The organism is Mesorhizobium sp. AD1-1 (assembly GCF_020164655.1).
Lineage (GTDB): Bacteria > Pseudomonadota > Alphaproteobacteria > Rhizobiales > Rhizobiaceae > Mesorhizobium > Mesorhizobium ciceri.
Map to the genome: position 1 here is coordinate 145,680 of NZ_JAIUGP010000005.1, position 24,446 is coordinate 170,125.

21 protein-coding genes and 1 tRNA gene are annotated in these 24,446 nt (G+C 62.8%); 11 read left to right on the top strand and 11 right to left on the bottom strand.

Going from position 1 to position 24,446, the window contains the following annotated elements; translation table 11 throughout:
• Positions 1–11: 11 nt before the first annotated feature.
• The 4 genes from LB519_RS12300 to LB519_RS12315 all read left to right on the top strand — a co-directional run bounded on the left by LB519_RS12300 (position 12) and on the right by LB519_RS12315 (position 3,697).
• Positions 12–950, top strand: coding sequence for an ABC transporter substrate-binding protein (locus LB519_RS12300; protein ID WP_013529341.1), 939 nt, complete (start codon positions 12–14; stop codon positions 948–950).
• Positions 951–1,014: 64 nt separating this feature from the next.
• The gene (locus tag LB519_RS12305; RefSeq protein ID WP_224620149.1) at positions 1,015–1,908 is read left to right on the top strand and encodes a sugar phosphate isomerase/epimerase family protein; all 894 of its coding nucleotides are present in this window, start codon (positions 1,015–1,017) and stop codon (positions 1,906–1,908) included.
• A gap of 332 nt (positions 1,909–2,240) precedes the next feature.
• Complete coding sequence (locus tag LB519_RS12310; protein ID WP_024503728.1) at positions 2,241–2,594, top strand: cupin domain-containing protein; 354 nt, start codon at positions 2,241–2,243, stop codon at positions 2,592–2,594.
• A gap of 449 nt (positions 2,595–3,043) precedes the next feature.
• Entirely contained in the window at positions 3,044–3,697 is a 654-nt protein-coding gene (locus tag LB519_RS12315; protein WP_224620150.1) for a hypothetical protein, read from the top strand.
• A gap of 150 nt (positions 3,698–3,847) precedes the next feature.
• Here the strand turns inward: LB519_RS12315 and LB519_RS12320 are convergent, their stop codons facing one another.
• From LB519_RS12320 to LB519_RS12330, 3 genes are all read right to left on the bottom strand, one after another.
• The gene (locus LB519_RS12320) at positions 3,848–5,776 is read right to left on the bottom strand and encodes a hypothetical protein (protein ID WP_224620151.1); all 1,929 of its coding nucleotides are present in this window, start codon (positions 5,774–5,776) and stop codon (positions 3,848–3,850) included.
• A 535-nt stretch (positions 5,777–6,311) separates the two neighbouring features.
• A tRNA-Arg gene (locus LB519_RS12325) sits at positions 6,312–6,388 on the bottom strand.
• 83 nt (positions 6,389–6,471) lie between these two features.
• Entirely contained in the window at positions 6,472–7,635 is a 1,164-nt protein-coding gene (locus LB519_RS12330; RefSeq protein WP_063169116.1) for a M20 aminoacylase family protein, read from the bottom strand.
• A gap of 213 nt (positions 7,636–7,848) precedes the next feature.
• On the opposite strand from LB519_RS12330, the gene LB519_RS12335 reads away from it, so the two are divergent.
• The gene (locus LB519_RS12335; RefSeq protein WP_013529350.1) at positions 7,849–9,012 is read left to right on the top strand and encodes a D-alanyl-D-alanine carboxypeptidase family protein; all 1,164 of its coding nucleotides are present in this window, start codon (positions 7,849–7,851) and stop codon (positions 9,010–9,012) included.
• Between the two features lie 3 nt (positions 9,013–9,015).
• Positions 9,016–10,125 carry a CobW family GTP-binding protein gene (locus LB519_RS12340; RefSeq protein ID WP_027162928.1) on the top strand — a complete coding sequence of 370 codons (1,110 nt, stop codon included), beginning with the start codon at positions 9,016–9,018 and terminating at the stop codon, positions 10,123–10,125.
• Between the two features lie 10 nt (positions 10,126–10,135).
• On the opposite strand, the gene LB519_RS12345 is transcribed toward LB519_RS12340, so the two are convergent.
• From LB519_RS12345 to LB519_RS12365, 5 genes are all read right to left on the bottom strand, one after another.
• Complete coding sequence (locus LB519_RS12345) at positions 10,136–10,372, bottom strand: sulfurtransferase TusA family protein (protein WP_024503732.1); 237 nt, start codon at positions 10,370–10,372, stop codon at positions 10,136–10,138.
• 8 nt (positions 10,373–10,380) lie between these two features.
• Positions 10,381–11,679 carry a murein L,D-transpeptidase family protein gene (locus LB519_RS12350; protein WP_024503733.1) on the bottom strand — a complete coding sequence of 433 codons (1,299 nt, stop codon included), beginning with the start codon at positions 11,677–11,679 and terminating at the stop codon, positions 10,381–10,383.
• Positions 11,680–11,896: 217 nt separating this feature from the next.
• A complete protein-coding gene (locus LB519_RS12355; RefSeq protein ID WP_063173172.1) occupies positions 11,897–12,847 on the bottom strand; it encodes an acetyl-CoA carboxylase carboxyltransferase subunit alpha in 951 nt (316 codons plus the stop codon).
• A 99-nt stretch (positions 12,848–12,946) separates the two neighbouring features.
• Entirely contained in the window at positions 12,947–13,864 is a 918-nt protein-coding gene (locus LB519_RS12360; protein WP_063173171.1) for a site-specific tyrosine recombinase XerD, read from the bottom strand.
• A 17-nt stretch (positions 13,865–13,881) separates the two neighbouring features.
• Positions 13,882–14,034 (bottom strand): hypothetical protein, encoded by a 153-nt coding sequence (locus LB519_RS12365; RefSeq protein ID WP_013529356.1) that lies wholly within the window; start codon positions 14,032–14,034, stop codon positions 13,882–13,884.
• A 210-nt stretch (positions 14,035–14,244) separates the two neighbouring features.
• Between LB519_RS12365 and LB519_RS12370 the strand changes: the two genes are divergently transcribed.
• From LB519_RS12370 to LB519_RS12380, 3 genes are read left to right on the top strand one after another with little or no spacing between them, the layout of a single operon-like run.
• Positions 14,245–14,856, top strand: coding sequence for a shikimate kinase (locus tag LB519_RS12370; RefSeq protein ID WP_224620152.1), 612 nt, complete (start codon positions 14,245–14,247; stop codon positions 14,854–14,856).
• Positions 14,853–15,989, top strand: a complete 1,137-nt coding sequence (aroB, locus tag LB519_RS12375; RefSeq protein ID WP_224620153.1) for a 3-dehydroquinate synthase — start codon at positions 14,853–14,855, stop codon at positions 15,987–15,989. The genes LB519_RS12370 and aroB overlap by 4 nt, the downstream gene beginning before the upstream one ends.
• Positions 15,986–16,879, top strand: a complete 894-nt coding sequence (locus tag LB519_RS12380) for an HlyC/CorC family transporter (RefSeq protein ID WP_224620154.1) — start codon at positions 15,986–15,988, stop codon at positions 16,877–16,879. Before aroB ends, LB519_RS12380 begins: the two co-directional genes overlap by 4 nt.
• Before the next feature lie 24 nt (positions 16,880–16,903).
• Here LB519_RS12380 and LB519_RS12385 read toward each other — a convergent pair whose 3' ends face one another.
• Genes LB519_RS12385 through LB519_RS12395 form a run of 3 tightly spaced genes read right to left on the bottom strand, consistent with a single transcriptional unit; the run spans position 16,904 to position 21,732 of the window.
• Complete coding sequence (locus LB519_RS12385) at positions 16,904–18,445, bottom strand: SpoVR family protein (protein ID WP_024503737.1); 1,542 nt, start codon at positions 18,443–18,445, stop codon at positions 16,904–16,906.
• 9 nt (positions 18,446–18,454) lie between these two features.
• Positions 18,455–19,765: a YeaH/YhbH family protein gene (locus LB519_RS12390; protein ID WP_024503738.1), complete on the bottom strand. Its 1,311-nt coding sequence runs from the start codon at positions 19,763–19,765 to the stop codon at positions 18,455–18,457.
• 17 nt (positions 19,766–19,782) lie between these two features.
• Positions 19,783–21,732 (bottom strand): PrkA family serine protein kinase, encoded by a 1,950-nt coding sequence (locus tag LB519_RS12395; RefSeq protein ID WP_013529362.1) that lies wholly within the window; start codon positions 21,730–21,732, stop codon positions 19,783–19,785.
• 240 nt (positions 21,733–21,972) lie between these two features.
• On the opposite strand from LB519_RS12395, the gene LB519_RS12400 reads away from it, so the two are divergent.
• Positions 21,973–22,779, top strand: a complete 807-nt coding sequence (locus tag LB519_RS12400) for an alpha/beta hydrolase (RefSeq protein ID WP_063169111.1) — start codon at positions 21,973–21,975, stop codon at positions 22,777–22,779.
• Between the two features lie 98 nt (positions 22,780–22,877).
• A complete protein-coding gene (locus LB519_RS12405; protein ID WP_063169110.1) occupies positions 22,878–24,431 on the top strand; it encodes an acetolactate synthase large subunit in 1,554 nt (517 codons plus the stop codon).
• Positions 24,432–24,446: the final 15 nt, after the last annotated feature.

The following is a 24,446-nucleotide window of genomic DNA, read 5'->3' on the forward strand; positions in this document are numbered from 1 at the left end:
GGAGGAAAGCAATGAAGACCATCGCCAAACTGCTCTGCGGCGTCGCACTCGCGTCGCTCGCCATCGCGCCTGCTTCGGCCAAGGACCTCAACAAGGTCGGTATCTCGGTCGGCCTGCTCGGCAATCCCTTCTTCGTCGCCACCATCAAGGGCATCGAGGACGCGGCCAAGAAGATCAACCCGAAGGTCGAGGTGACCTCGGTATCGGCCGACTATGACCTCAACAAGCAGGTCTCGCAGGTCGATTCGTTCATCGCCGCCGGTGTCGACGTGATCATGCTCAATGCCGTCGACGCCAAGGCGATCGCGCCGGCGGTGAAGAAGGCACAGGCCGCGGGTATCGTCGTTGCCGCCTTCGACGTTTCGGCGCCGGGCGCCGACGTCACTGTGATGACCAACAACGTCAAGGCCGGCGAAGAGGCCTGCCAGTACCTGGTCGACCACACCGGCGGCAAGGGCGACTACGTCATCCTCAACGGACCGGCATCGTCGTCGATCCTGGAGCGGGTGAAGGGCTGCAAGAACGTGCTTTCGCAGCATCCCGACATCAAGATCCTCTCCGACGACCAGAATGCCGAAGGCTCGCGCGACGGCGGCCTGAAGGTGTTCCAGTCGCTGCTCACCCGCTTCGACAAGATCGATGCGGTGTTTGCCATCAATGACCCGACGGCGATCGGCGCCCAGCTCGCTGCCAAGCAGCTCAACCGTTCGGAGTTCATCTTCACCGCCGTCGACGGCGCGCCCGATATCGAGAAGGAACTCTCTTCCGGCACCTCGATGATCAAGGCCTCGGCCTCGCAGGATCCCTATGTAATGGCCGGCCAGTCACTGACGATGGCGGCCGAACTGCTGGCCGGCAAGAAGCCGGCGGAGCCGACCGTTCTGCTCGACCCGAAGCTGATCACGGCCGAGAACCTGAAGGACTACAAGGGCTGGACCGCAGCCCGCTAAATTCTTCCCAAGGCCGGTGCGGCCGGGATGACCCGGCCGCACCTTGTCAGCACCGGAGACGATGATGTCGCGTATTGGAATCCATTCTTTCGTCTGGTCGGCGAGCTCGGCTCAGGCCGATCTGGAGCGCACGCTGGCCAACACCAGGGAGGCCGGCTTCGATCTCATCGAATTCTCCTATCTCGACCCCGCCAATGTCGACATCGGCGGGCTCGCCAGGCGCATCGCCGATCTTGGCCTCGGCGTGGCGATCAGCATCGGATTGCCTGTTGACGGCGATATTTCGAGCGCCGACAGGGCGATTGCCGCGCGCGGCGTCGAAATCCTCAACGATACCATCGCGCTGACGCGTGACCTCGGCGGCCGGAAGGTCGCCGGCATTCTCTCGACCAGCCACGGATTGCAGGTCGAGGCGCCGACGCGCGATCAATGGCAGCGCAGTGCCGGCACGCTGGCCAAGGTTGCCGAAACAGCCAAGGCGGCCGGCGTCACGCTCAACCTCGAGATCGTCAACCGCTTCGAAAGCAATCTGCTCAACACCGCCGCGCAAGGACTGGCCTTCATCGAGGACACTGGCTCGGACAACATCTTCCTGCATCTCGACACGTTCCACATGAACATCGAGGAGGCCGATGTCGGGCTGGCCATCCATCAAGCCGCGGACAAGATCGGCTATGTCCATATCGGCGAAAGCCATCGCGGCTTCCTCGGCACCGGCAATATCGATTTCGCCGCGATCTTCGATGCGCTGACGGCGATCGGCTACAGCGACGATCTCAGCTTCGAATCCTTCTCTTCGGAAATCGTCGATGAGCACCTGTCGAAGAAGACCGCCATCTGGCGCAATCTGTGGACGGACAACATGGCGCTGGCCAAGCACGCGCGCGCCTTCATCGGGCTCGGGCTGGAGACGGCAAGGCGCAAGGCGGAACTCGTTTCGGCGCGCCACAAACCCTGACCCGCCCGTCGAGAGGGCGCGGCGTGCGCCGCATGGCAGGGCTCTGACTTCAAATCAACAAACGGCCTTATGGCAGCCAGTGCTGGCAGCTTTTGCGCCGCCAGCTTTTTCGCGATAGGAATTTTTTCTTGACTCGGTGACCTCAGCTATGGTACATTTTTGCCTATGGTGCTGATTTGCGCCAGTGACCCGCCGCACAGGCGGGTTTTTGTTTGATGCACCGTCAGCCAAGGTGCCGGCCGTATGGCGGCGGCATTGCTCGCGGCAGGTGCATCGGTTATCTGACCGGCCAGGCAAACAGCGCCACGCAATCCCCAAACGGAGTTCGGCACATGACACGCGAGACAATCCTCAAATTCGGCACCGTCGAACACGCGGACGCAGGCGATCTGGCTGGCTGGATCGTCGTCGAGGGCAGGCCGACCATGCAAACCGCCGTCCAGCACACGACCGAGGACGGCAAGGTGTTGTCGGGCACCTGGCGGGCGACGCCCGGCACCTATCACGCCACCTATACCGACTATGAGTTCGTGCACATGATCGCCGGCCGCATCATCATCACGCCGGACGGCGGCACGCCGGTCGAGGTCGGCCCCGGCGACGCCTTCGTGGTGGAAGCGGATTTCAAGGGAACCTGGAAGATCATCGAGCCGGTGACGAAGCATTTTGTCGTGCGGGTTGGCTGAAGCGGGGTGATCCGTCTGGCCGCGCCATCGCGGCGAGTGCTCAAGCGAAGCTTTTTCGTGCCTCCGGGGGCCTTTTGGAGGCCATCCCACCCGACATCGCCTGGGTGTCGCCGATGGCTCGGAGGAGGTGCGCTGACCTGAGCGCGGTAAGCGTATTCGCTGATCTCTGCATTCGCCGGGGCCTCGGCTCGGCCACTCCTCGGACTCCGGTCATTGGGTCATGAAGGCGTCTGTGGCGTCATCCAGACGGTCGGCCTCGACATGAATGATACGGCACTCGCCAGCCAAGCGATCTCTCATCGGTGCTTACCGGCCAAGTATCCTTGATACACCGGATTGATCCCCTAGTTCTTTCGGGGGCGCGGCAATCGCGAGGTTGCCTCGGGGGCAGCGGCGGTTCGCGCCGTTCTGACTGCACGCGGCGGAAAGACGGTTGGACCGACGCATCCATGGAGGTCGTCGTGCGTCAATCGAGTGGATTCACCTGTGCGTATTTCGTCTTAGCTTGCTCGATCGCGGCAGTTTGCGCAGGAGCTGCAACGGGTGGTCAGCAAGGCGGAGGGCATGGCAACGGCGGCCATGGTTCTGGTGGCCATGGTGGCGGCGGAGGTCATGACGCCGGCGGCAACCAGGGCGGCTCGCACAAAGGGACTGGCGACGACCCCGGCGGCTCCAGTTCGTCGGCGGACGACGGCGAGACCAGCACAAGCGGCACTATGACAGCCCCGGGGACGGTAGGTTCGGCCACCGCTACTGCTGTTGCGTCCGCAAGGGGCGGACAGTCGCTCGACCTCCCGGCCGCTCTCCAGCCTCCCGGCGACAGCAAAACTCAATCAACAGTCAGCCGAACCGAGGCGCTGCCGGGCGTCCCGGATAAAGTCGTTCGGGCCTGCCATGATGCCATCGAGTCGGCCGCCGCTCCGTTGGGGGCGACCAGCGTGCGCGTCACCAGCGCGGGCTTCGTACATCAGTTGAGTCGGGCGACGATCTCGGCCCCCATCGAGGTCAGCATCGACTATGCGCGGCAAGGCAGCGTGGAAACGCGGCAGGCGGCGATCCAATGCGAATTGGACGCGACAGGCAGCGTGATCGGCCTGACATAGCGCATCGCGCAGAACACTCTCGCTGATGAAGCAGGGTGAATTCGAGAGGCCATTCATCTTTGGCCGAAATGGCAGCAGGCCTCGGATGTGTTACGAAGGGGTGCGGGGCATCAAAAATGGCCTTCCACGGAAGCGACCGCGCAGTCGGAATCACTGCGGTGTCACGTGTCTTGGCAAGAGCGAATAAGGAAGTGTGATCGAACGCACCCGGGTCATCCGCGAAGGGTTGCGAACCTTGCCAATCTTCTTGCTGACGGCCTTCACCTGGCTGGCTGCCGCGCGGCCAGAACGCGGCTTCAGGGGCGGTTCGATCTGCGCGCTGCGGCGCTCGGTCCTGAGCCTGTCGTTGTCCCCGCGCGCCGCAGCCAAGTCGCGGGCAAGAGAAACAGTGGCCTCGCGTTGCTCGTCCAGAGCCTCCTGAAGCTTAGCGACACGCACCAAAAGAGCTTGGGCGGCGGCTTCGCGCTCGATGCGTGCTCTGTCGAGATCCTCACGATTCATGACGGCTGTAGTACGTTCCCGTGCCAGAGCCTGTGCCGTCTCGGTTGCGGCCTGCTCGGCACGCTCTTTCGCTGAGACTGCCTTGGCTCGCTCCAGTTCAGCCGCCTGGCGCTCGACGCGAGCTTCTTTCAGCTCCTCAACGGCCGCTGCTGCTGCAGCGCGTTCTCGTGCGAGCGTTCGCTCCGTGTCAGCTGCGGTCCGCTCCACTTGTCGCCTCGCTGTGACCGCGTCGGTCTGTTCCCGCTCAGCCGCAGCCGTACGCTTCATGAGTGCGGCATTGGCCAGTTTCGCTTCGGCGAGATCGCCACGAAGCAGCTCCGTCTTCCGGCGCTCGTCGTCGAGTATGCCGCTCGCCTGCGCCAGTGAAGCCTTGGCCGTGGCGCGATCCTTGGCGGCCTCGGTCTCAAGCTGTTCAATTTGGACGCGCGCTTGCGAGAAATCGCGCGCCTGCCTTTGGGCTTGCTCCTGCTCGAGATGGGCAGCGGGCATCTCCTTAAGGACATAGCTGGCGGCCTCGCTCAGCATCGTGCGGGCCTCTCCCGCAATGCGCCGCAACGCGTCAAGGGTGCGGGCTGCCGCGAGTTCATTGCGCAACCGCTCCTCGCGCGCGTCATCGGCAGCTGCCATGCTTGCCCTCAGCGTGTGGATCTGCTTGCTCGCCTCGAGGAGCGCTCCCTGCAGAGCGGCGCTCCTGGCACGCTCGCCTTCCGCCGCCCGGTGCTCCTGGTCGGCCAATTGTCTCGCAGCGGCAGCCTGAGCACGATCCGTCCCGGTTTGCGCCTGGTTAGCCGTGAGATCCGGGCCAAGCAATTCGGCACTCGCCTGAAATCCCAACGGGCGCGAAAGGTCTCGATGGGCCTGGTCTTGGGTTTGCGAGATGGCGGAAGCGCTTTCGACCCAGATTTGTCTCGTCATCGCATAGCCAATCGGCGCGGCCAGACAAATGGCGGCGAGACCCAAGCGCGATACAAGAACGATCGGCCTGCGAACGACAGGGTTTGAGGCAGGCGCCATGGCCGGGTCGGGATCTCTCAACTGAGCTGTGAAATTCAAACCGCGATCCGCAGCATAGGCCAACGGAGCAATTTTTGGCGGTGAAGCCTTATGGCGCAATTGGTTCCATGCCGACCCGCAAATCCGCTTCCCACGTTCCGCGATCGCGCTGATGGATGCTGCAAGCCGGCCAGACTGCACTCTGTTCGGTGCAGGAGCACCGGTCTCGACCACTGACGAGCACCCGCTGGGTTCGGATGTCGCGGCGAAATGTTCGATTCGCACTCCGAACCGAGAGTAGTTGGTATTTTGAGCCCGAACATCCAGGCCGACCGCATGCAAAGGGTTGGCAGCCTTGGAAGAAGCAGGCCCGGCGACAAGTCCGGCCGGGCTTTCCCATTCCCAAGAAGCCTCGTCGGCGAAACCGGATCTGCCTTCGTCAAACGCTGCAAGGCGGCGCCGTCGCACCGCGGCAAGGATACGCCGGAGCACAAGATAGACGCCCACCGATGCAAGCGTCACCACTGCGCTCAGAATGGCCAGATTTACGTCGTTTGCATACATTTCGGCAAGATAATTTGGCATTGCCGTGCCCGTGCGTTCTGGGTGTATTGCCAAGTTCATAAAGCGATGTCTGGTCATTCGCCTTGGTATTCGCCAAGGCCTTACCGCTCTCGGAGCGTCGCTTTCTTCGGGATCCTTCTGGTCCTTGCGAATTGTTGCGGATGGCGGGGCGCCGGTCGCGTGCCGATAGATCGCCGCAGTTGATATTCCGTAGCGGGCAATGGCCGACCAAGGACGCATGCAGGGCTCTGAAACGCCGGTTTGCGCCTCTGCATAGCAACCTCGCGAGAGTTCGCCGGTGCGGACAATTCGCCATTTCCGGGCTTAGGACTGTCCATCATGAACTTTAAGCTAGGTCACAGCGCACCACGGTCAACCATCAGCTCCTAATGATCCTGCAGGCAGCCTTCGGCCAGACGAAAGGGCCATTGTAGTGCCCGCTCTTCGTAGCGAAGCTGATCGTTCCTTGTTCGGTGATGCATTCCCGCCGAGATTAGAATTCGTCGTACTGTTTCGCGAAAAGTACGACGTCAATTTGCTAAGCTGATGCAAAGCATGGTGATCCCGACAGGAATCGAACCTGTGACCTACAGATTAGGAATCTGCCGCTCTATCCTACTGAGCTACGGGACCACGCGGCCAGACACATAGCCGCTTCGGATCGTTTCGCCAAGAGGCCGGCCGAAGGCAATTCGGCCGGCTTTGCGCTGCCGCTGTCAGGCGGCCAGCGCGGTTTCAGCCAGTTTCACCCAGTAGCTCATGCCGTGCGGGATGACCTCGTCATTGAAATCGTAGGCCGGGTGGTGCAGACCGGCGGTGTCGCCATTGCCGATGAAGATGAAGGCGCCGGGGCGGGCTTCGAGCATGTAGGAGAAATCCTCGCCGCCCATCACCGGCTGGATGCCGCGGTGGACATGGGCGTCGCCGGCGACACTCATCGCGACGTCACCGGCAAACACCGTCTCTTCCGCGTGGTTGAAGGTCACGGGATAATTCGCCTGGTAGTCGACCTCGATCCTGGCCCCGAACGCGGTCGCCAGCCCGTCGCAAATGCTGCGGATGCGCTCTTCGGACTTCTTGGCGATTTCTTTTCGCAAGGTGCGCACGGTGCCGGCGATTTCGGCGGTTTCGGGAATGATGTTGTAGGCATCGCCGGCGTGGAACTTGGTCACCGACACCACCACGGCCTCGACCGGATCGGTGCTGCGCGAGGCGATCGTCTGCAAGGCGCCGACCAATTGGCTGGTGATGACGATCGGGTCGATCGTGCCGTGCGGCATCGCCGCGTGGCCGCCCTTGCCGCGCACGGTGATGGTGAATTCGGCGGTCGCCGCCATGATCGGGCCCGGGCGAATGGCGAACTGTCCGACAGGCAGGCCCGGCATGTTGTGCATGCCGAACACCCTGGAGATGTCGAAACGCTCCATCATGCCGTCCTTGACCATCTCGTTGCCGCCGCCGCCGCCCTCTTCGGCCGGCTGGAAGATCACCGCCACCGAACCGGTGAAGTTGCGCGTCTCGGCGAGGTATTTGGCCGCACCCAGCAGCATCGCCGTGTGGCCGTCATGGCCGCAGGCATGCATCTTGCCGGGGATGGTCGAGGCGTAGGGCTTTCCTGATATCTCGTTGAGCGGCAGCGCGTCCATGTCGGCGCGCAGGCCGATGGTGGGACCTTCGCCCTGGCGGCCGCGGATGATGCCGACGACGCCGGTCTTGCCAAGGCCGGTGACCACGTCGTCGCAGCCGAAGGCCTTCAGCTTTTCGGTGACGAAGGCGGCGGTCTTGAAGACGTCGAAGTTCAGTTCTGGCGTCTGGTGCAGATGCTGGCGCCAGCCGGCAACTTCGTCCTGCATTTCGGCGGCACGGTTCAGGATTGGCATGATGGTTCCATCTCGCTGTTGGGACGGCGGGTGTTGGCCGCTGCCTTGCAATTGTGATCGCCAGGCACTTTGCCATCTTGGCGTCACATAGAGTAAATAGCACCGCAACAATGGGGTCCGGTTTTTGAGGGTCGGACCATATGCTGGCGATCGCGTAATGAAATCTTACGGAGCCAGGGGCGACTACGGCAAGAGGCGATTTCGGATTTGATCATGCGGTACAGGCATTTCCTCAAACTATTCTCGGCTGGCACAATCGCGCTGTCGGTTGTGGCCGGGCCGGCGCTGGCCAATCCGGTGGTCGTATTCGACCTCGGCAGCGGCAAGATCCTGCAGCATCAGGATGCGTTCAAGCGCTGGTATCCGGCGTCGCTGAGCAAGCTGATGACCGCTTACGTCACCTTTCGGGCGATCGCGGCCGGCGAGGTACAGCTCGATTCGCCGATCAAGGTGACCAAACACTCCGCCGCCGAGCCGCCAAGCAAGATGGGCTTCAAGCCGGGCTCGGTGATGCGGCTCGACAATGCGCTGAAGATGATGCTGGTCAAATCGGCCAACGACATTGCCATGGCTGTCGGCGAAAATGTCGGCGGTTCGCAGGCGGCCTTTGCCGACCGGATGAACGCCGAGGCGACCCGGCTCGGCATGAACGGCACGCATTTCGTCAATCCGAACGGGCTCTATTCGCCGGATCAGTACACGACGGCGCGCGACCTCGCCGTGCTGGTGATGGCGATCCGCCGCGAATTTCCGCAATATGTGCCGTGGTTCTCGATCGAGGGCCTTGCCGTCGGCAAGAAGGCGATCCCCAACTACAATCTCTTGATCGGCCGCTATCCCGGCGCCGATGGCATGAAGACCGGCTTTGTCTGCCCCTCCGGCTTCAACATGATCGGTTCGGCGACGCGCAACGGGCGCACGCTGGTCGCGGTTGTGCTTGGCGAGAAGTCGGCGGTCACCCGCGCCGAGACGGCGGCAAAACTGCTCGATCAGGGGTTCGACACGCCTGTCGCCGGCTCGGCCACCGTCACCACGCTGGCGCCCTATGGCGACACGGTCTCACCCAACGACATGCAGGACGAGGTCTGCAAGAAGAAGACGCCGCAGGAGCAGTCCGAGGCGCCGCCGGCCGCCGCCAAGAACGTGCCGAAATCACCCTACCAGGAAAAGCTCGACCATGTGCCGACGCTGGTTGCCGTCGGCCTTGGCGGCGCCACCGGTCCGGCGCCGAAGGCCATCCTCGACCAGGGCGCGCAGGAATTTGCCGATGTGCCGATCCCGAGCTGGCGGCCCGACAGGCCGGCACCGGCCGGCACCGGCCCGAAGATTGCCGGCTCCGCCGCGCAGGGCGACCAGCCGGTCAAGGTTGCGAACTAGCCAATGGGCAGCGGCTTCCCGATCCCAGTCTCGGTGCTGACCGGCTTCCTCGGCGCCGGCAAGACGACGCTGCTCAACCGGCTGCTCAAGGATCCGGCGCTGGCCGACACCGCGGTGATCATCAACGAGTTCGGCGAGGTGGCGATCGACCATTTGCTGGTCGAGCAGTCTTCCGACGGCATCATCCAGCTGTCGGACGGCTGCCTGTGCTGCACGGTGCGCGGCGAACTGGTCGATACGCTGGCCGACCTGGTCGACCGGCTGCAGACCGGCCGCATTGCCCGGCTCGCCCGCGTCATCGTCGAAACCACCGGCCTTGCCGACCCGGCGCCGGTGCTGCAGTCGATCATGGCGCATCCGGCGCTGATCCAGGCCTTCCGGCTCGACGGCGTCATCACGCTGGTCGATGCCGTCAACGGCAACGCCACGCTCGATGCCCATGTCGAGGCGGTAAAGCAGGTTGCCGTCGCCGACCGCATCGTGCTCAGCAAAGCCGATCTGGCCACCGACCCCAATGAGCTGGAAATGCTGCGGGCGCGCCTGCGGCAGATCAATCCGGGCGCCGAACTGCTCGATGCGGGCGACACGGAGACAGGCGTGGCGGCGCTGTTTGATTGCGGCCTCTACAACCCGGCAACCAAATCCGCCGATGTGCGGCGCTGGCTTGGCGAGGAAGCGGCGCACGATCATCACCATCATGCTGGTCATGATCACGAGCATGGCCATGACCACGGCCATCGTCACGATCAGCGCGTGCGCTCCTATTCGCTGGTGCATGACGGCCCGGTGCCGTTTTCGGCGATCGAGATGTTCCTCGACCTGCTGCGTTCGACCCATGGCGAGCGCCTGCTGCGCATGAAGGGCGTCATCGAGCTCAGGGAAGACCCGTCGCGGCCGCTGGTGATCCATGGCGTGCAGAAGATCCTGCATCCGCCGGTGCAATTGCCGTCCTGGCCGGATGGCCAGCGTGGCACGCGGCTGGTGCTGATCACGCTCGACATGCCGGAAGATTATATCCGCAGGCTGTTCGCCGCCTTCACCGACCGGCCGTCGGTTGACACGCCCGACCGCGCGGCGCTGGAAAACAATCCGCTGGCGATCGCCGGGCGGTAGCCCCCAACGATTACGGCGCGCCGCGCTCGACCAGGAAGCGATGGCCGCCGGAGACCGCGGCCGTTTCAATCAACTGGTGGCCGCTCTCGGAGCAGAATGCCGGAATGTCGATGACGGCGAGCGGGTCGGTGGTCTCCAACCAGAGCCGACTGCCCGGTTGCATCCCCGCCAGGCGCTTCTTGGCCTTGAGCACGGGCAAGGGGCAGTTCAGCCCCTTGAGGTCATAAATAGCGGCGCGATCAGCCACGGGCGATATCAACCGCCGAACATGCCGAGCAGCTTGTTCTTCAGCTTCGTCACGCGACTCTCGTCGGCACTCGCCGCTTGCGTTTCAGCCATTGGCGCCGTTTCCGAAGGAGCCGCGATGGTCGCGGTGGCGACTGGGGCCTCCTTGGCGGCCTTCTCGGCCTCCTTTTCGGCCAGAGCCTGGGCCTTGGCGGCTTCCTTGGCTTGCTTGGCCGCCTCTATGGCAGCCAGCCTCTGCTCCTCGGCCTTCTGCTTGGCAGCTTTTTCCGCGTCAAGAGCCGCCATCTTGCGGCCAGCGGGCGAATCGATGCGGCCCATGCGTGCCGTCTCGGTGACCGAGCCGTCATTGTTGAGCGACGGCGGATCGATCGGTACGCGTTCGCCGCGTGCGCGGCGCTTGGACCAGTCGGAGACGATGCTGGCTTCCTTGATACCGGCGATGGTCGGCTTGGGCGCCGGCACGCTGGCCTTGACCGCGCCGCTGAACGCCGCGTCATAGGTGCTCATGTAGGAATTGTAGGCGCTCTTCAGCGAATCAGGCTGCGTCGTCGCCGGGCAGGCGCCAGTCGGATCGAATGTCTGACCGTCGGCGGCTACCTGGTTGAAGACATAACGCTTCTCGCAGACATCGACCTTCGGCGGCACCTTGGTGATTTCGAAATTGTCGTAGCCGACCTTGAGCATCTTCCAGAAGTCGTAATTCGGGTCGTTGCGGTAGCGCGCCATGTTGGCGGCGGTCATGCGGAACGGAAACGCCTGGATCTGGAACTCGGTCTGGCCGCCCTGGAAGGCGTCGCGGCCGAAGGCATAGATCTGCTCGATCTGCGCATCGGTCATCGAATAGCAGCCCGACGACGAACAGGCGCCGTGCACCATCAAATTGGAGCCGGTGCGGCCGTTGGCGCGGTCATAGGCGTTGGGATAGCCGATGTTGAAGGACAGATGGTAGTTCGAGCGCGGATTCATCTGCGCCGGGCGCACCGTGTAGAAGCCTTCCGGCGCCTGGCGGTCGCCTTCGGTGTATTTCGGCCCGAGCTTGCCCGACCATTTGCAGATGTCGTAGCTGGCAACCATGTCATAGCGGCCGTTGGTCTTGGCCTTCCAGATCTCGAGCTTGCCTTCTTCCTTGAAGATGCGGGCCATCACCGACGAGGTGCGGACCATGCCCTTGGCCCTCATGTCGGCGAGGATCTTGTCGGGCAGCGGCTTGTTGGCCTCCGGGGCAAAATCCTTCATCGACGAATTGTTGCAGCCGGCAACGCCGAGGGCAGCGATCAGGATTCCGGTGCGGGCAAGCTTGACAAACATGGCTACGGATATCGTCTTTTCTCTGGCGCCAGGACGTTTCCTGCCCCGGCTGCTACACTGCGCATCGACGGACCCTAAGCCCGTTAACCCTAATAAATTCCTTACCGCAAGTGCCGACCCATCCCCCTGCGGCAGTCTCATTGAGCCGAATGCAGCGGCATTTTTGTGGCAAAAATGCTCCGCTCCGCCACATTGTTGCGGCCAAGGGTGCCTGTGGTCAGAGACTGCGGCCCATGGCCAGGTATTTTTCGCGGCGCTGTTCGCGGAAATCGGTGTTGGCGCCGGCGAAGTCCTTCATCGTCCTGGCGATGAGGTCTCCGGTCGCGGCGATCACGGTTTCGGCGCCGCGATGCGCACCGCCGAGCGGCTCGGGGATGATGGCGTCGATGATCTTCAGTTCCAGAAGATCCTGCGCGGTGATCTTCATGTTGGTCGCCGCGTCCTTCGATCGTGTCGTGTCGCGCCACAGGATCGAGGCGGCACCTTCCGGCGAAATAACCGAATAGATGGCGTGTTCGAGCATGTAGACGCGGTTGGCGGTGGCGATGGCAATGGCGCCGCCCGAACCGCCTTCGCCGATGACCACCGAGATCGACGGTACTTTCAGGCCGAGACAGGTCGAGGTTGAACGGGCGATAGCCTCCGCCTGGCCGCGCTCCTCGGCGTTGACTCCGGGATAGGCGCCGGCCGTGTCGACCAGCGTCAGGAGCGGGATCTTGAAGCGGTCGGCCAGTTCCATCAGCCGTACCGCCTTGCGGTAGCCCTCCGGCCGAACCGAGCCGAAATTGTGCTTCAGGCGGCTGGCTGTGTCGGAACCTTTTTCCTGGCCGATGATGGCAATGGGTTCGCCGCGGAAACGGGCGAAACCGCCGACGATCGCCTGGTCCTCACCGAAATTGCGGTCGCCGGCCAGCGGCGTGAAATCGGTGAACAGGCCCTTGATGTAGTCGACGCAATGCGGCCTGTCGGGATGGCGCGCCACCTGCACCTTCTGCCAAGGCGTCAGCGCCTTGTAGGCATCGCGCAATGCGTCGCGGGAGCGCTTCTCGAGACGACTGATCTCGTCGCCGACATCGACCGCCTCGCCATTCTCGGCAAGCTTCTTCAGCTCGAGGATCTTGCCCTCGAGGTCCTGCACCGGCTTTTCGAAATCGAGGTAATTATACATGCGTGAGCGGACCGATACGTCGGAAGGCAGTGGCTGACGGAACCCTTGAATCCAAGGCTCCGGGCGGTGAAATGTCGTCCTCACATAGCGATATGAGGCCTAGTCGGCAAGCGGATGATGATCGTTGACCAGCCGCACCAGCCGCTCTTCCAGCACATGGGTGTAAATCTGTGTCGTCGATATGTCGGCATGGCCAAGCAATTGCTGCACGGTCCGCAGATCGGCGCCGTTCTGCAGGAGATGGCTGGCGAAAGCATGGCGCAGCACGTGCGGCGAGATCTTCGCCGAGGCAATGCCGGCCCTTGCCGCCAGCCCTTTCAGGTCACGCGCGAAGACCTGGCGCGAGAGATAGCCGCTGTCGGAGGCGGCCGGAAACAGGAACGGACTGTCGGCCAAGGCTGGCACCTTGGCGCGGGCGGCAAGCCAGGTCTTCATCGCCGCGCGTGCCTTGGCGGAGAGCGGCACCATGCGCTCCTTGTCGCCCTTGCCGCGCACCATGAAGAAGCGGTCGTCGCGTTGCGCCACCGTCACCGGCAAGCCGACCAGCTCGGAAACGCGCAGGCCGGTGGCGTAAAGCACCTCGACCAGCGCATGCAGGCGCAGTGATGCCAGGCTGTCCCCATCGCCCGACGAGACATCGCCGGCTTCAATTGCTGCACGGTCGATCAGCCGGCCGGTGTCGGCCTCGCTCATCGTCTTGGGCAGCGGGCGGCCCTTTTTCGGGCTGTCCAGCGTGCCGGTCGGGTCATCGCCGCGCAGGCCTTCGGCGTAGAGGAATTTGAAGAACTGGCGGATCGCCGACAGTTTGCGCGCCTGCGACGTGGCGGCAAAGCCGCGGGCGGCAATGTCGTCGAGATAGGCGCGGATATCGGCGGCGGCGGCACCGGCCAGCCCGCCATCGATCGCGCCGGAAGCGTCCTCGAGGTCGCGGCGGTAGGAGGAAAGCGTGTTTTCTGCCGCGCCCCGCTCGGCGCTCATCATTTCCAGAAAGGCTTCGATGCGGGCGGCGCTGTTCATTCAGCCTGTCTTGTCATTCAGCTTTTCTTGGGATTGAGCTTTTCCGGAGGGATGCGCACGCTCATTTCCCCCTTCTTTGGCTCGACGAACATCACCAGTGCGAACATCGTACCATAGGCAATGCCAGCCAGAATCGCCGTTACCACGACAAAGCGAAACAGTGTCGGCATCAATTTTCGCCCGTCTTCTTGTTCTGCGTTTCCAAACCCTGTCCCCTTATGGGACGCCAATCCGGCCAATTCAAGGAAGAAGCTGGGGCCTGTTAGCAACTTCTGATGCAGACCCTGCCGGTCCATATCGGGTTCAAGGCACTTGCCACGCTTGACGCAAACGGGCTTTTCATGTCGATACGCCGGCAAAGAGGGCCTTCGAAACATCCGATGAACGCGCTGCCAGCAAATCCTCCAGACGAGAACCACGCCGCGTTGCTCGGCAGGCTGGGCAGCCGTTCCGTCGTCTTTGTCGGACTGATGGGCGCCGGCAAGACGGCGATCGGCCGCAAGGTGGCGACGATGCTGGCGCTGCCCTTCATAGACAGCGACCAGGAGATCGAAAGCGTCTCGCGCATGACCGTTCCGGAATTGTTCGAGCGCTACGGCGAGACCGAATTCAGGGCGCTGGAGCAGCGCGTCATCCTGCGCGTGCTGGAAAACGGGCCGCAGGTGCTGTCGACCGGCGGCGGCGCCTTCATGAATGCGCAGACGCGCGAGGCGATTGCAGCGCAGGGCGTCTCGGTGTGGCTGAAGGCCGAACTCGACCTTCTGATGGATCGCGTCGCCAAGAAACAGAACCGGCCGCTCCTGAAAAGCGCCGACCCGCGCGCCGTGCTGGAGCGGCTGATGGGCGAGCGCTATCCGGTCTACGCGACATCGGACGTCACAGTGCCGACCCGCGACGACCGCAAGGAAGTCATCGCTACCGAGGTGGTGGACGCGCTGTGCCGGCATTTCGGCATCGATGAGGCGGCTGCGACGGGCGAGGTGGAACAGTGAGCATCGAGGCACCCGTTGTCGTCGAAGTCGGCCTTGGCGACCGGACCTACGACATTCTGATCGGCTCGGGATTGTTGTCCCGCGCGGGTGCGGAGATTGCGCGCCGCCTGCCGGGCACACGCGCCGCGGTCGTCACCGACGCCAATGTCGCTGCAGCGCATCTCGGTGCGCTGAAGGCAGGCCTCGAAACGGGTGGCATCCAGCCCGCCATCATCACACTGCCGGCCGGCGAGAAGACCAAGAGTTTTGCCCATCTCGAAGAGGTGGTCGACGGTGTGCTGGCTGCGAAACTGGAGCGCGGCGACATCGTCATCGCCTTCGGCGGCGGCGTTATTGGCGACCTTGCCGGCTTTGCCGCCGGCATCGTGCGGCGCGGCATGAATTTCGTGCAGATTCCGACCTCGCTGCTGGCGCAGGTCGATTCCTCGGTCGGCGGCAAGACCGGCATCAACAGCCCACGCGGCAAGAACCTTGTCGGCGTCTTCCATCAGCCGAAACTGGTGTTGGCCGACACAGGGGTGCTCGACACGCTGCCGATCCGGGAATTCCGCGCCGGCTATGCCGAGCTCGCCAAATACGGGCTCATCGACCGGCCGGAATTTTTCGCCTGGCTGGAAAAGAATTGGGTTCAGGTTTTTGCCGGCGGGCCGGAGAGGGCGCAGGCGATTGCCGAAGCCTGCCGCGCCAAGGCCGACGTGGTTGCGCGTGACGAGTTCGAGACCGGCGACCGCGCGCTGCTCAATCTCGGCCACACATTCGGCCACGCGCTGGAAGCCGCCACCCAATATGACGGAAGCCGCCTCGTCCATGGCGAAGGGGTCGCCATCGGTATGGCGCTGGCCTACCGGTTCTCGTCGCGGCTCAATCTGGCCAGCCCCGACGATGCCGCGCGCGTCGAGGCGCATCTGCAAGCCGTCGGCCTGCCCTGGCGAATAGCCGACATCCCGGGCGATCTGCCTGACGCCGAGGCGCTGCTTGCCTTTATCACCCAGGACAAGAAGGTGTCGCGCGGCGCGCTGACCTTCATCCTGACGCGCGGCGTCGGCCAGGCTTTCATTGCCAAGGATGTTCCGGCATCGGAAGTGCTGTCGTTTCTGAGGGAAAACCACCCAAAGGAAAGCGACCGGAGATGAACGAGCCCGACTGGATCGTTGTCGCCGTCCTTGCCATCCTCATCGTGCTGCTCGTTGCCGTGCGCACGCGCCTGCTTGCCATGTTCGGGTACGAGCTTTCGCGCATCGAGCCGCAGCGTTCCAGCCAGGACGAATTGCGCGGCGCGGTCGACGATTTCCGCCGCGACGGCCAGGTGGTGCGCGAGGATCGCGACCGCGTCGGCGGCCTGTTCGATCTCGCCGAGCTCGAAGTCTCCGACATCATGGTCCACCGCACCAACATGCGCTCGGTCAATGCCGACAATGCGCCGGAAGCGGTGGTGCGCGAGATTTTGCAAAGCCCGCACACCCGCATGCCGCTGTGGAAAGGTTCGCTCGACAACATCGTCGGCGTGCTGCATGCAAAGGATCTGCTGCGCGCCTTGAACGAAGTCGGCAACGATTTCTCCAGGATCGACGTGATGAAGATCGCTTCGAAACCCTGGTTCGTGCCCGACACCACGACCTTGCAGGAACAGCTCAACGCCTTCCTTCGCCGCAAGGCGCATTTCGCCGTCGTCGTCGACGAATATGGCGAGGTCGAAGGGCTGGTGACGCTGGAGGACATTATCGAGGAGATCGTCGGCGAGATCGCCGACGAGCACGATGTCGACATACAGGGCGTCAAGCAGGAGGCCGACGGCTCCGTGGTCGTCGACGGTACGGTGCCGATCCGTGACCTCAACCGGGCTCTCGACTGGAACCTGCCGGATGAGGAGGCAACCACCATTGCCGGCCTCGTCATCCACGAGACGCAATCGATCCCCGAGGAGAAGCAGGCTTTTACGTTCCACGGCAAGCGCTTCATCGTCATGAAACGCGACAAGAACCGGATCGCAAGGCTGAGGATCAGGCCAGCCGGCGACGCCTGATGTGCGCCGGGAGACCGGGTGCCGTCATCCCGCGATCTGGCTCGTCGAGCGTTCGTGGATCGTCGCGCCGGTCTCGGCATCCATGGCCGCCAGGCTGACTTCATAACCCCAAAGCCTGCGGATGTGACGAAGCGTGGCGTCGCGGCTGGCATCCTCGAGAAGGATGCCGTCATTGACCTTGTGCTGCAGCCGCAAATGGCGGTCGCCGAGCAGATCGACATCCACCACCTGAATGTCCGGCCGGTTCGCGCCGAGATCATAACTGTTGGCAAGCGCGGCGCGTATCTTGGCGTAGCCGCGCTCATCGTGGATGGACGCGACCAGGCAATGCGGCTGGTCGGCAGCGTCGCCGAGCACAAAAAACCGCCATTTCCGGATCAAGGCCGGGCTGAGGTACTGGCGGATGAAGGATTCGTCGCGATGCTCGGCCCAGGCGTCCAGCAGGACCTCGCGCCAGTTGCCCTGGCCGGCCATGTCGGGGAACCAATCGCGGTCCTCGGCCGTGGGTTCGGTCGAGATGCGCTGAATGTCCTGCATCATGTCGAGGCCGAGAGCATAGGGGTTGATGCCTGAAAAACGCGGATCGTCGAAGGCCGGCTGGAAGACCACGTTGGAATGATTGCGCAGGATTTCGAGCATGGCGCCTTCGCTGATCTGGCCGCGGTCGAACAGCATGTTCATCAGCGTATAGTGCACGAAAGTGGCACAACCTTCGTTCATCACCTGTGTCTGCCGTTGCGGGTAAAAATATTGCGCGATGACACGAACGATCCTGATGATCTCGCGCTGCCAGGGCTCCAGGACTGGGCTGTTCTTTTCCAGGAAATAGAGCAGGTTTTCCTCGGGCAGATTGAGCGATTTCTTCCACTCTGGGTCCTGGCCCTTGTCGTTGGCCGCTTGCTGCGAGGCCGGCAGCGTACGCCACAAGTCGTTGTAGGAGCGCTCCTCGTATTCGAGACGCTCGCGAATTCCTTCGCGTTGCCGTTCCGACGACAACCTCGGCGGCCGGTGATAGCGAAACACGCCCTGATCCATCAGCGCGTGGGCGGAATCGAGAACAGCCTCGACGGCGGCGAGGCCGTGCCGCTCCTCGCAGCGGACTATGTAGCCCTTGGCGAAGTCCAGGTAGCTGAGGATCGCACCCGCATCCGTCCACTGTTTGAACAGCTGATTGTTCTTGAAGAAATGATTGTGCCCGAGCGCTGCGTGGGCCGTCACCAGGGCCTGCAGGGCCATGGTGTTTTCCTCCATCAGATAGACGATGCAGGGATTGGAATTGATGACCAGTTCATAGGCAAGCCCCCGCCCGCCCTTGCGATAGAGCAGATCCTGGTGGAGGAAATGTTTGCCGAAAGACCAGTGACGGTACATCAATGGCATGCCGATGGACGAATAGGCGTCGAGCATCTGCTGCGACGAGATGATCTCCATCTGAACGGGATAGGTGTCCAGATGAAGCTCTTCGACCGCAAGTGCCTCGATAGCGTCATAGGCCCGCGACAATGTTTTGAAATCCCAGTCGGACCCTGAAAAAAGCAGGCTGGATTTGCTCGCTTGTCTGGCCATCGGGAACCCTCATGCCCTCTTGAGGGCGGCCGGTTGCCTGCCGAAGAGCTGGCGAAAAACCGGATAGATATCGGCGGGTGTGGCGATGCGGCTCATCTGGAAGTTCGGCCATTTCTGGTCGATGGAGTTGTAGGCACGCCACAGCGATGTCCCGTTTTCTGTCGAGCCGAAAATATGAGCTTCACGCTCGTCGATGATCTCGACATACGCAAAATACTGGCACAGCCGCATGAGCTCGCCATTGAGCAGCGAAATGCATCGCTCCGAATCGCCGGCGAAATTGTCGCCGTCCGAGGCCTGGGCGGCATAGATGTTCCAGTCATGGGCCGGGTAGCGGCTGGTGATAATACGGTGCATTTCCTCCAGCGCGGTGGAAACGACGGTGCCGCCGCTTTGGGTGTTGTAGAAAAATGTTTCCTCGTCGACCTCCTGAGCCAGGTGCGTGTGGCGGATGAAGACAATCTCGATGCGGTCGTAGCGCCGTTTCAAGAACAGGTGCAGCAAGACGAAGAAGCGCTTGGCCAGATCCTTCTCGCGCTCGCCCATGGACCCGGACACGTCCATAAGACAGAACATGACGGCATTGGCGTTCGGCACCGGCCGGGAATCGAAGCGGTTGAAGCGGATGTCGACCGGATCGACATAGGCAATCCGGCGGCGGCGGCGTTCCAGCCGGTCGAGTTCTTCGCGCAATGCCGCAATACGCTGGCGCGCGTCGGCGCTGGATGGCGTCGACTCGAGCGAGGCGATTTCCTCGAGGATCGCATCCAGTTCGACCTGCTTGGGGCGCCTCAGCGCAATGCGGCGGCCGTGGCTGTTGCGCATCGTGCGGCCAACATTGATGTTGGTCGGCGAACCTGTGGCGGCGAAGCCGGCTCTGCGCGGCTTGAAGGCAAGGATCTCCTTGAGGTTGAGCTTGACCATGTCCGGGAGCTCGAGATCCTCGAAGAAAAGATCGAGCACTTCCTCGCGCGACAGCACGAAACGAAAGTCGTCTTCAGATGCCTTGTTTCCCGGCGACGATGCTCCCCCGCCGCCCCCGCCGGGCTTGGGGATCAGGTCTCCAGCGGAGAAATGCCTGTTGCCCGGCAAGATGTGCTGGCGCCTGCCGCTGTCGCGGGCGTTGTTGAAGCTCGGCTCGCTTGTGCCTCTTTCGGGCATGCGCACGGCATGCTCGGAATCCGCGTCGGCGATCCTGCCGGTGCGGATCTGATCGCGTATGCTGCGTTTCAATTCCTCGCGCGCGCGTCGCAGGAAGCGCTGGCGATTGCCGAGGCTTTTGTCTTTCGGGTTCAGGCGGCGGTCGATGAAGATCGGCATGGAACCATCCGGGTTCTCTAACCCGCCCTGTTCACCCGCATGTACCAGTCCACAAGGCGACGCACCTGCCGCTCGGTGTAGCCGCGCTCGACCATCCGCTGCACGAATTCATTGTGCCGCTTTTCCGTGACACTGTCCTGCTTGGAGCCGAAACTGATCACCGGCAGGAGGTCCTCGACCTGGCCGAACATGCGTTTTTCGATGACTTCCCGCAGCTTTTCGTAACTTGTCCACGCCGGGTTGCGGCCATGGTTTCTTGCACGGGCGCGCAGGGTGAATTTCACCACCTCATTGCGGAAGTCCTTGGGATTGGCGATGCCGGCCGGTTTTTCGACCTGTGAAAGCTCGTTGTCCAAAACCTCGCGGTTGAGGATCTGGCCTGTGTCGGGATCCTTGTAGTCCTGGTCTTCGATCCAAGCGTCGGCATAGGCGATGTAGCGGTCGAAAAGGTTCTGGCCGTACTCGCTGTAGGATTCCAGATAGGCTTTCTGGATCTCATGGCCGATGAATTCGGCATACCGCGCGGCCAGCTCGGACTTGATGAACTCCAGATAGGCGGCTTCCGTCTCCTTCGGAAACTGTTCGCGCTTGATTGCCTCCTCCAGGATGTACATGAGATGCACGGGGTCGGCGGCCACCTCTTCGGTGTCGTAGTTGAAGGTCTGCGACAGGATCTTGAAGGCAAAGCGCGTGCTGACGCCTGCCATGCCCTCATCTACGCCGGCGGCGTCCCGATATTCCTGAACCGACTTTGCCTTGGGGTCGACTTCCTTGAGGTTCTCGCCATCATAGGCGCGCATCTTGGTGTAGAGCGGCGAATTGTCGTGCTCGGCCAAGCGGGTCGAGACGGTAAACCGGCTGAGGATGTCCAGCACCTCTGGAGCGCAGGGACTGGCGGCCAATTCGCTCTCCCGCAACAGTTTCTCGTAGATCTGCCGCTCTTCGGTTATCCGCAGGCAATACGGCACCTTGACGACGAGGATGCGATCGAGAAAAGCCTCATTGTTCTTGTTGTTCTTGAACTGCAGCCATTCCGACTCGTTGGAATGGGCCACGATGATCCCCTGGTAGGGAAAGGCGCCGAAATTTTCGGTGCCGTTGTAGCTGCCTTCCTGGGTAGCCGTCAGCAGCGGATGCAGGACCTTGATAGGCGCCTTGAACATTTCGACGAATTCAAGCAGGCCCTGGGTGGTCCGGTTCAGTCCACCGCTATAGGAATAGGCGTCCGGATCGGACTGGCTGAAGTTTTCCAATTGCCGGATGTCCACCTTGCCGACCAGGGCCGAGACGTCCTGATTGTTCTCGTCGCCGGGCTCGGTCTTGGCGATGCCGATCTGGCGCAGTCGCGACGGCATCAGCTTGACGACGCTGAACTTGGAAATGTCGCCGGAAAGTTCGTCGAGGCGCTTGGCCGCCCATGGCGAAATGAGCCCATTCAAGCGGCGTCGTGCAATGCCGTATTTATCCTCCAGCAGGTCGCCCATGCGATCGGGATGGAAAAGGCCAAGCGGCGATTCGAAAACCGGGCTGACCTGGTTGCCGACCTTCAGCGTGTAGATCGGGCGCTGTTCCATCAACTTCTTCAGCCGCTCGGCAAGGGAGGATTTGCCGCCGCCCACCGGGCCGAGCAAATAGAGGATTTGCTTGCGCTCCTCGAGCCCCTGGGACGCATAGCGAAAATAGCCGGCGATGCGCTCGATTGTATCCTCCATGCCGTAGAAATCGGCGAAGGAGGGGTACACTTTCAGGGTCCGGTTGGAGAAAATACGGCCGAGCCGCTCATCCTTGCTGGTGTCGACCAGGTTCGGCTCGCCGATCGCCTCGACCATCCGTTCAGGCGCCGAGGCATACATCGACTTGTCCTCGCGGCAGGCAAGGAGATATTGCTGGATGCTGATCTCTTCCTGCGCCGCGTTGGTGTAAATTTCCGAAAAGAGATCGAAGACGTCAGACTGGTTCTCTCGCATGATGCTTTTGCCCTCGGAGCCGCTGTGGCTTCCATTCGGCTCGTCTCGCATTCAACTGCCGGGGGGCACCGTTTGTTCCCTTCATGTGAAGAGGTGGCCGCGATCTTAAGGATTGAGGCTACTCCGCGAGACCAAAGCGCTCGTTGCGGAGCCGTATTCAGCGGGTAGCGGGTGTGTTGCGAACCCCTGACTGGACGGCTGGGGCGGCCGCGTGCAGTCTTGCCTTGCCAGGAGACAATGATGATCGATCGACGAAGCCTGATCATGGCCTCCATGGCGGCGATGCTGCCGTTGGAAGCGTCGGCCGCGTGGAAAACACGCCGGCCCACGCCAGAAACCTTCGACTACGGGCCGGCCAAGCTCGACATCTACGCGCCCGATGGTGCAACCGGCCTGCCGGTCGTGTTTTTCGTTCATGGCGGCACCTGGCAGTTTGGCAAACGCAGTCAGGTGGACGCCAAACCGGCCTTCCTGCTCGCCAACGGCTTCTGCTTCGTCTCCATCGATTACCGCATGCTGCCGCAGGCCAATGTCGCCACCCAGGCTGGTGACGTCGAAAAGGCCTATGCTTACATCAGGGCCAACATCGCCCGGCATGGCGGCGATCCCAACCGCATCGTCGGCATGGGCCATTCGGCCGGCTGCCATCTGGTTGCGCTGACCGGCATGCGCGGCGGATTGCCGGGCATAGCCGCGCTCATCCTCGACGACACCAGGGCCTATGATCTTGCAGCACTTGCCAAGAATGGCGGTATGGTCCGGGCCTATGCCCGCGTCTTTTCCGATCCCGCGCAATGGGCGGCACTTTCGCCGGCCAGCTATGTCGACGGCCGCAAGCACCCGCCGACTTTCATCGCCTATTCGCGGGCATCGGGCCGGAGCGAGGACTCCAGGGCCTTTGCCGAGCGCCTGCGATCGACGGGCACCAAGGTTACGCTGTTCGACGGCAGCGCCTATACGCATATGTCGATCAATCGCGATTTCGGCGAGGAGGGCGACGCGCTGACCGCGGCCGCGCTGGCATTCCTGAAATCGACGGTTGGCTGATCTTTACGGCACTGGATTAGATCAAAAGTAGCGGCAAGACATTGCTGCAGGTGCTCGCGGGTGCAACTGCTCTGCGATCTTGAGCGGGAGGGAATTGCATGAACGGCGCCGATGTCCTGTGTGACGTGCTTCTGGCCAATGATGTGACGGTCTGCTTCGCCAATCCCGGCACCTCCGAAATGCACTTCGTTGCAGCGCTTGACCGCAAGCCGAAAATGCGTTGCGTGCTCGGGCTGTTCGAAGGCGTGGTGACGGGTGCCGCCGATGGCTATGCGCGGATGACCGATCGGCCGGCCGCGACGCTGCTGCATACCGGTCCCGGCCTGGCCAACGGGCTGGCCAACATGCACAATGCCCGGCGTGCCTTCAGCCCGATGATCAACATCGTCGGCGACCACGCCTCTTACCATCTGCCGCTCGATGCCCCACTCACCAGCGATATCGAGAGCCTTGCGGCGCCGATGTCCAACTGGGTCGGCCGCGTCAAGGGTCCGGCCGATGTCGTGCCGGCAGCTGAAGCGGCCTTTCGCGCCTCGCTGACACCACCCGGCGTCGCGACCCTGATCCTGCCGGCGGATGCCGCCTGGGGCGAAGTCGAGGCGGTTTTGCCCGGCAAGGTGACGTTGGCGCCGACGCCGGCCGTCGATATGGACGCGGTACGCAAGATCGCCGCGGCGATCCGTGCCGCTCCGGGCCGGGCCGGCATGATCGTTCGCGGAAAGGCCGCGCGCGCCGATGCGCTCGCCATCGCCGGGCAGATCTCGACGGGCAGCGACGTCCGGCTGTTCGGCGAGGTTCTGATCGCACGGATGCAACGCGGGCGCGGGCGTGTCGCGCCGACCCGCATCCCCTATCCGGTCGATGCGGCGATGGCTGTGCTGAGCGACGTCGATGTTCTGATCCTGGTCGGCGCAAAGGAGCCGGTTGCCTTCTTCGCCTATCCGGGAAAACCGGGACGGCTTGTCCGGGAAGGCTGCGAGGTGCTGACATTGGCCGCCCATGGCGACGATCTGCATGCGGCGCTGGAGGCGCTTCGCGACGAACTTGGCATCAAGCCGTCGCGACACAAGGTGCTGGCGGCCGCTTTTCCCGACGAGGCAACGCCGAACGGCAAGCTGACGGAAGATGCCGTCGCACTTTCGGTGGCGCGCAAACTGCCGGCCGATGCGATCGTCTGCGATGAAGCGGTCACCTCGGCCAGGCGTTTCTTCGCGCTGTCGGCCTTTGCCGCGCCGCACGACTACATGATGGGCACGGGCGGATCGATCGGTGGCGGCATCCCGATGGCGACCGGGGCGGCAATCGCCTGTCCCGACCGCAAGGTGGTCAATCTCGAAGCCGACGGCAGCGGCATGTACACGGTGCAGGGATTGTGGACGCAGGCGCGGGAAAAGCTCGACGTGGTGACGATCGTGTTTTCCAACCGAACCTATGCGATCCTGCATGGCGAGATGAAGAATGTCGGCGTCGGCGCCATCGGCGAGAACGCCAGGCGCATGCTCGACCTCGACCATCCCTCGCTCGACTGGGTATCGCTGGCCAAAGGCATGGGCGTGGAGGCGGCTCGCGCCGATACGTGCGAGCGCTTCGACGCGTTGCTGGACAGTGCGCTGTCACGGCGCGGGCCGTTCCTCATCGAAGCGGTGCTCTGAGCGCGGGGAAGCGAC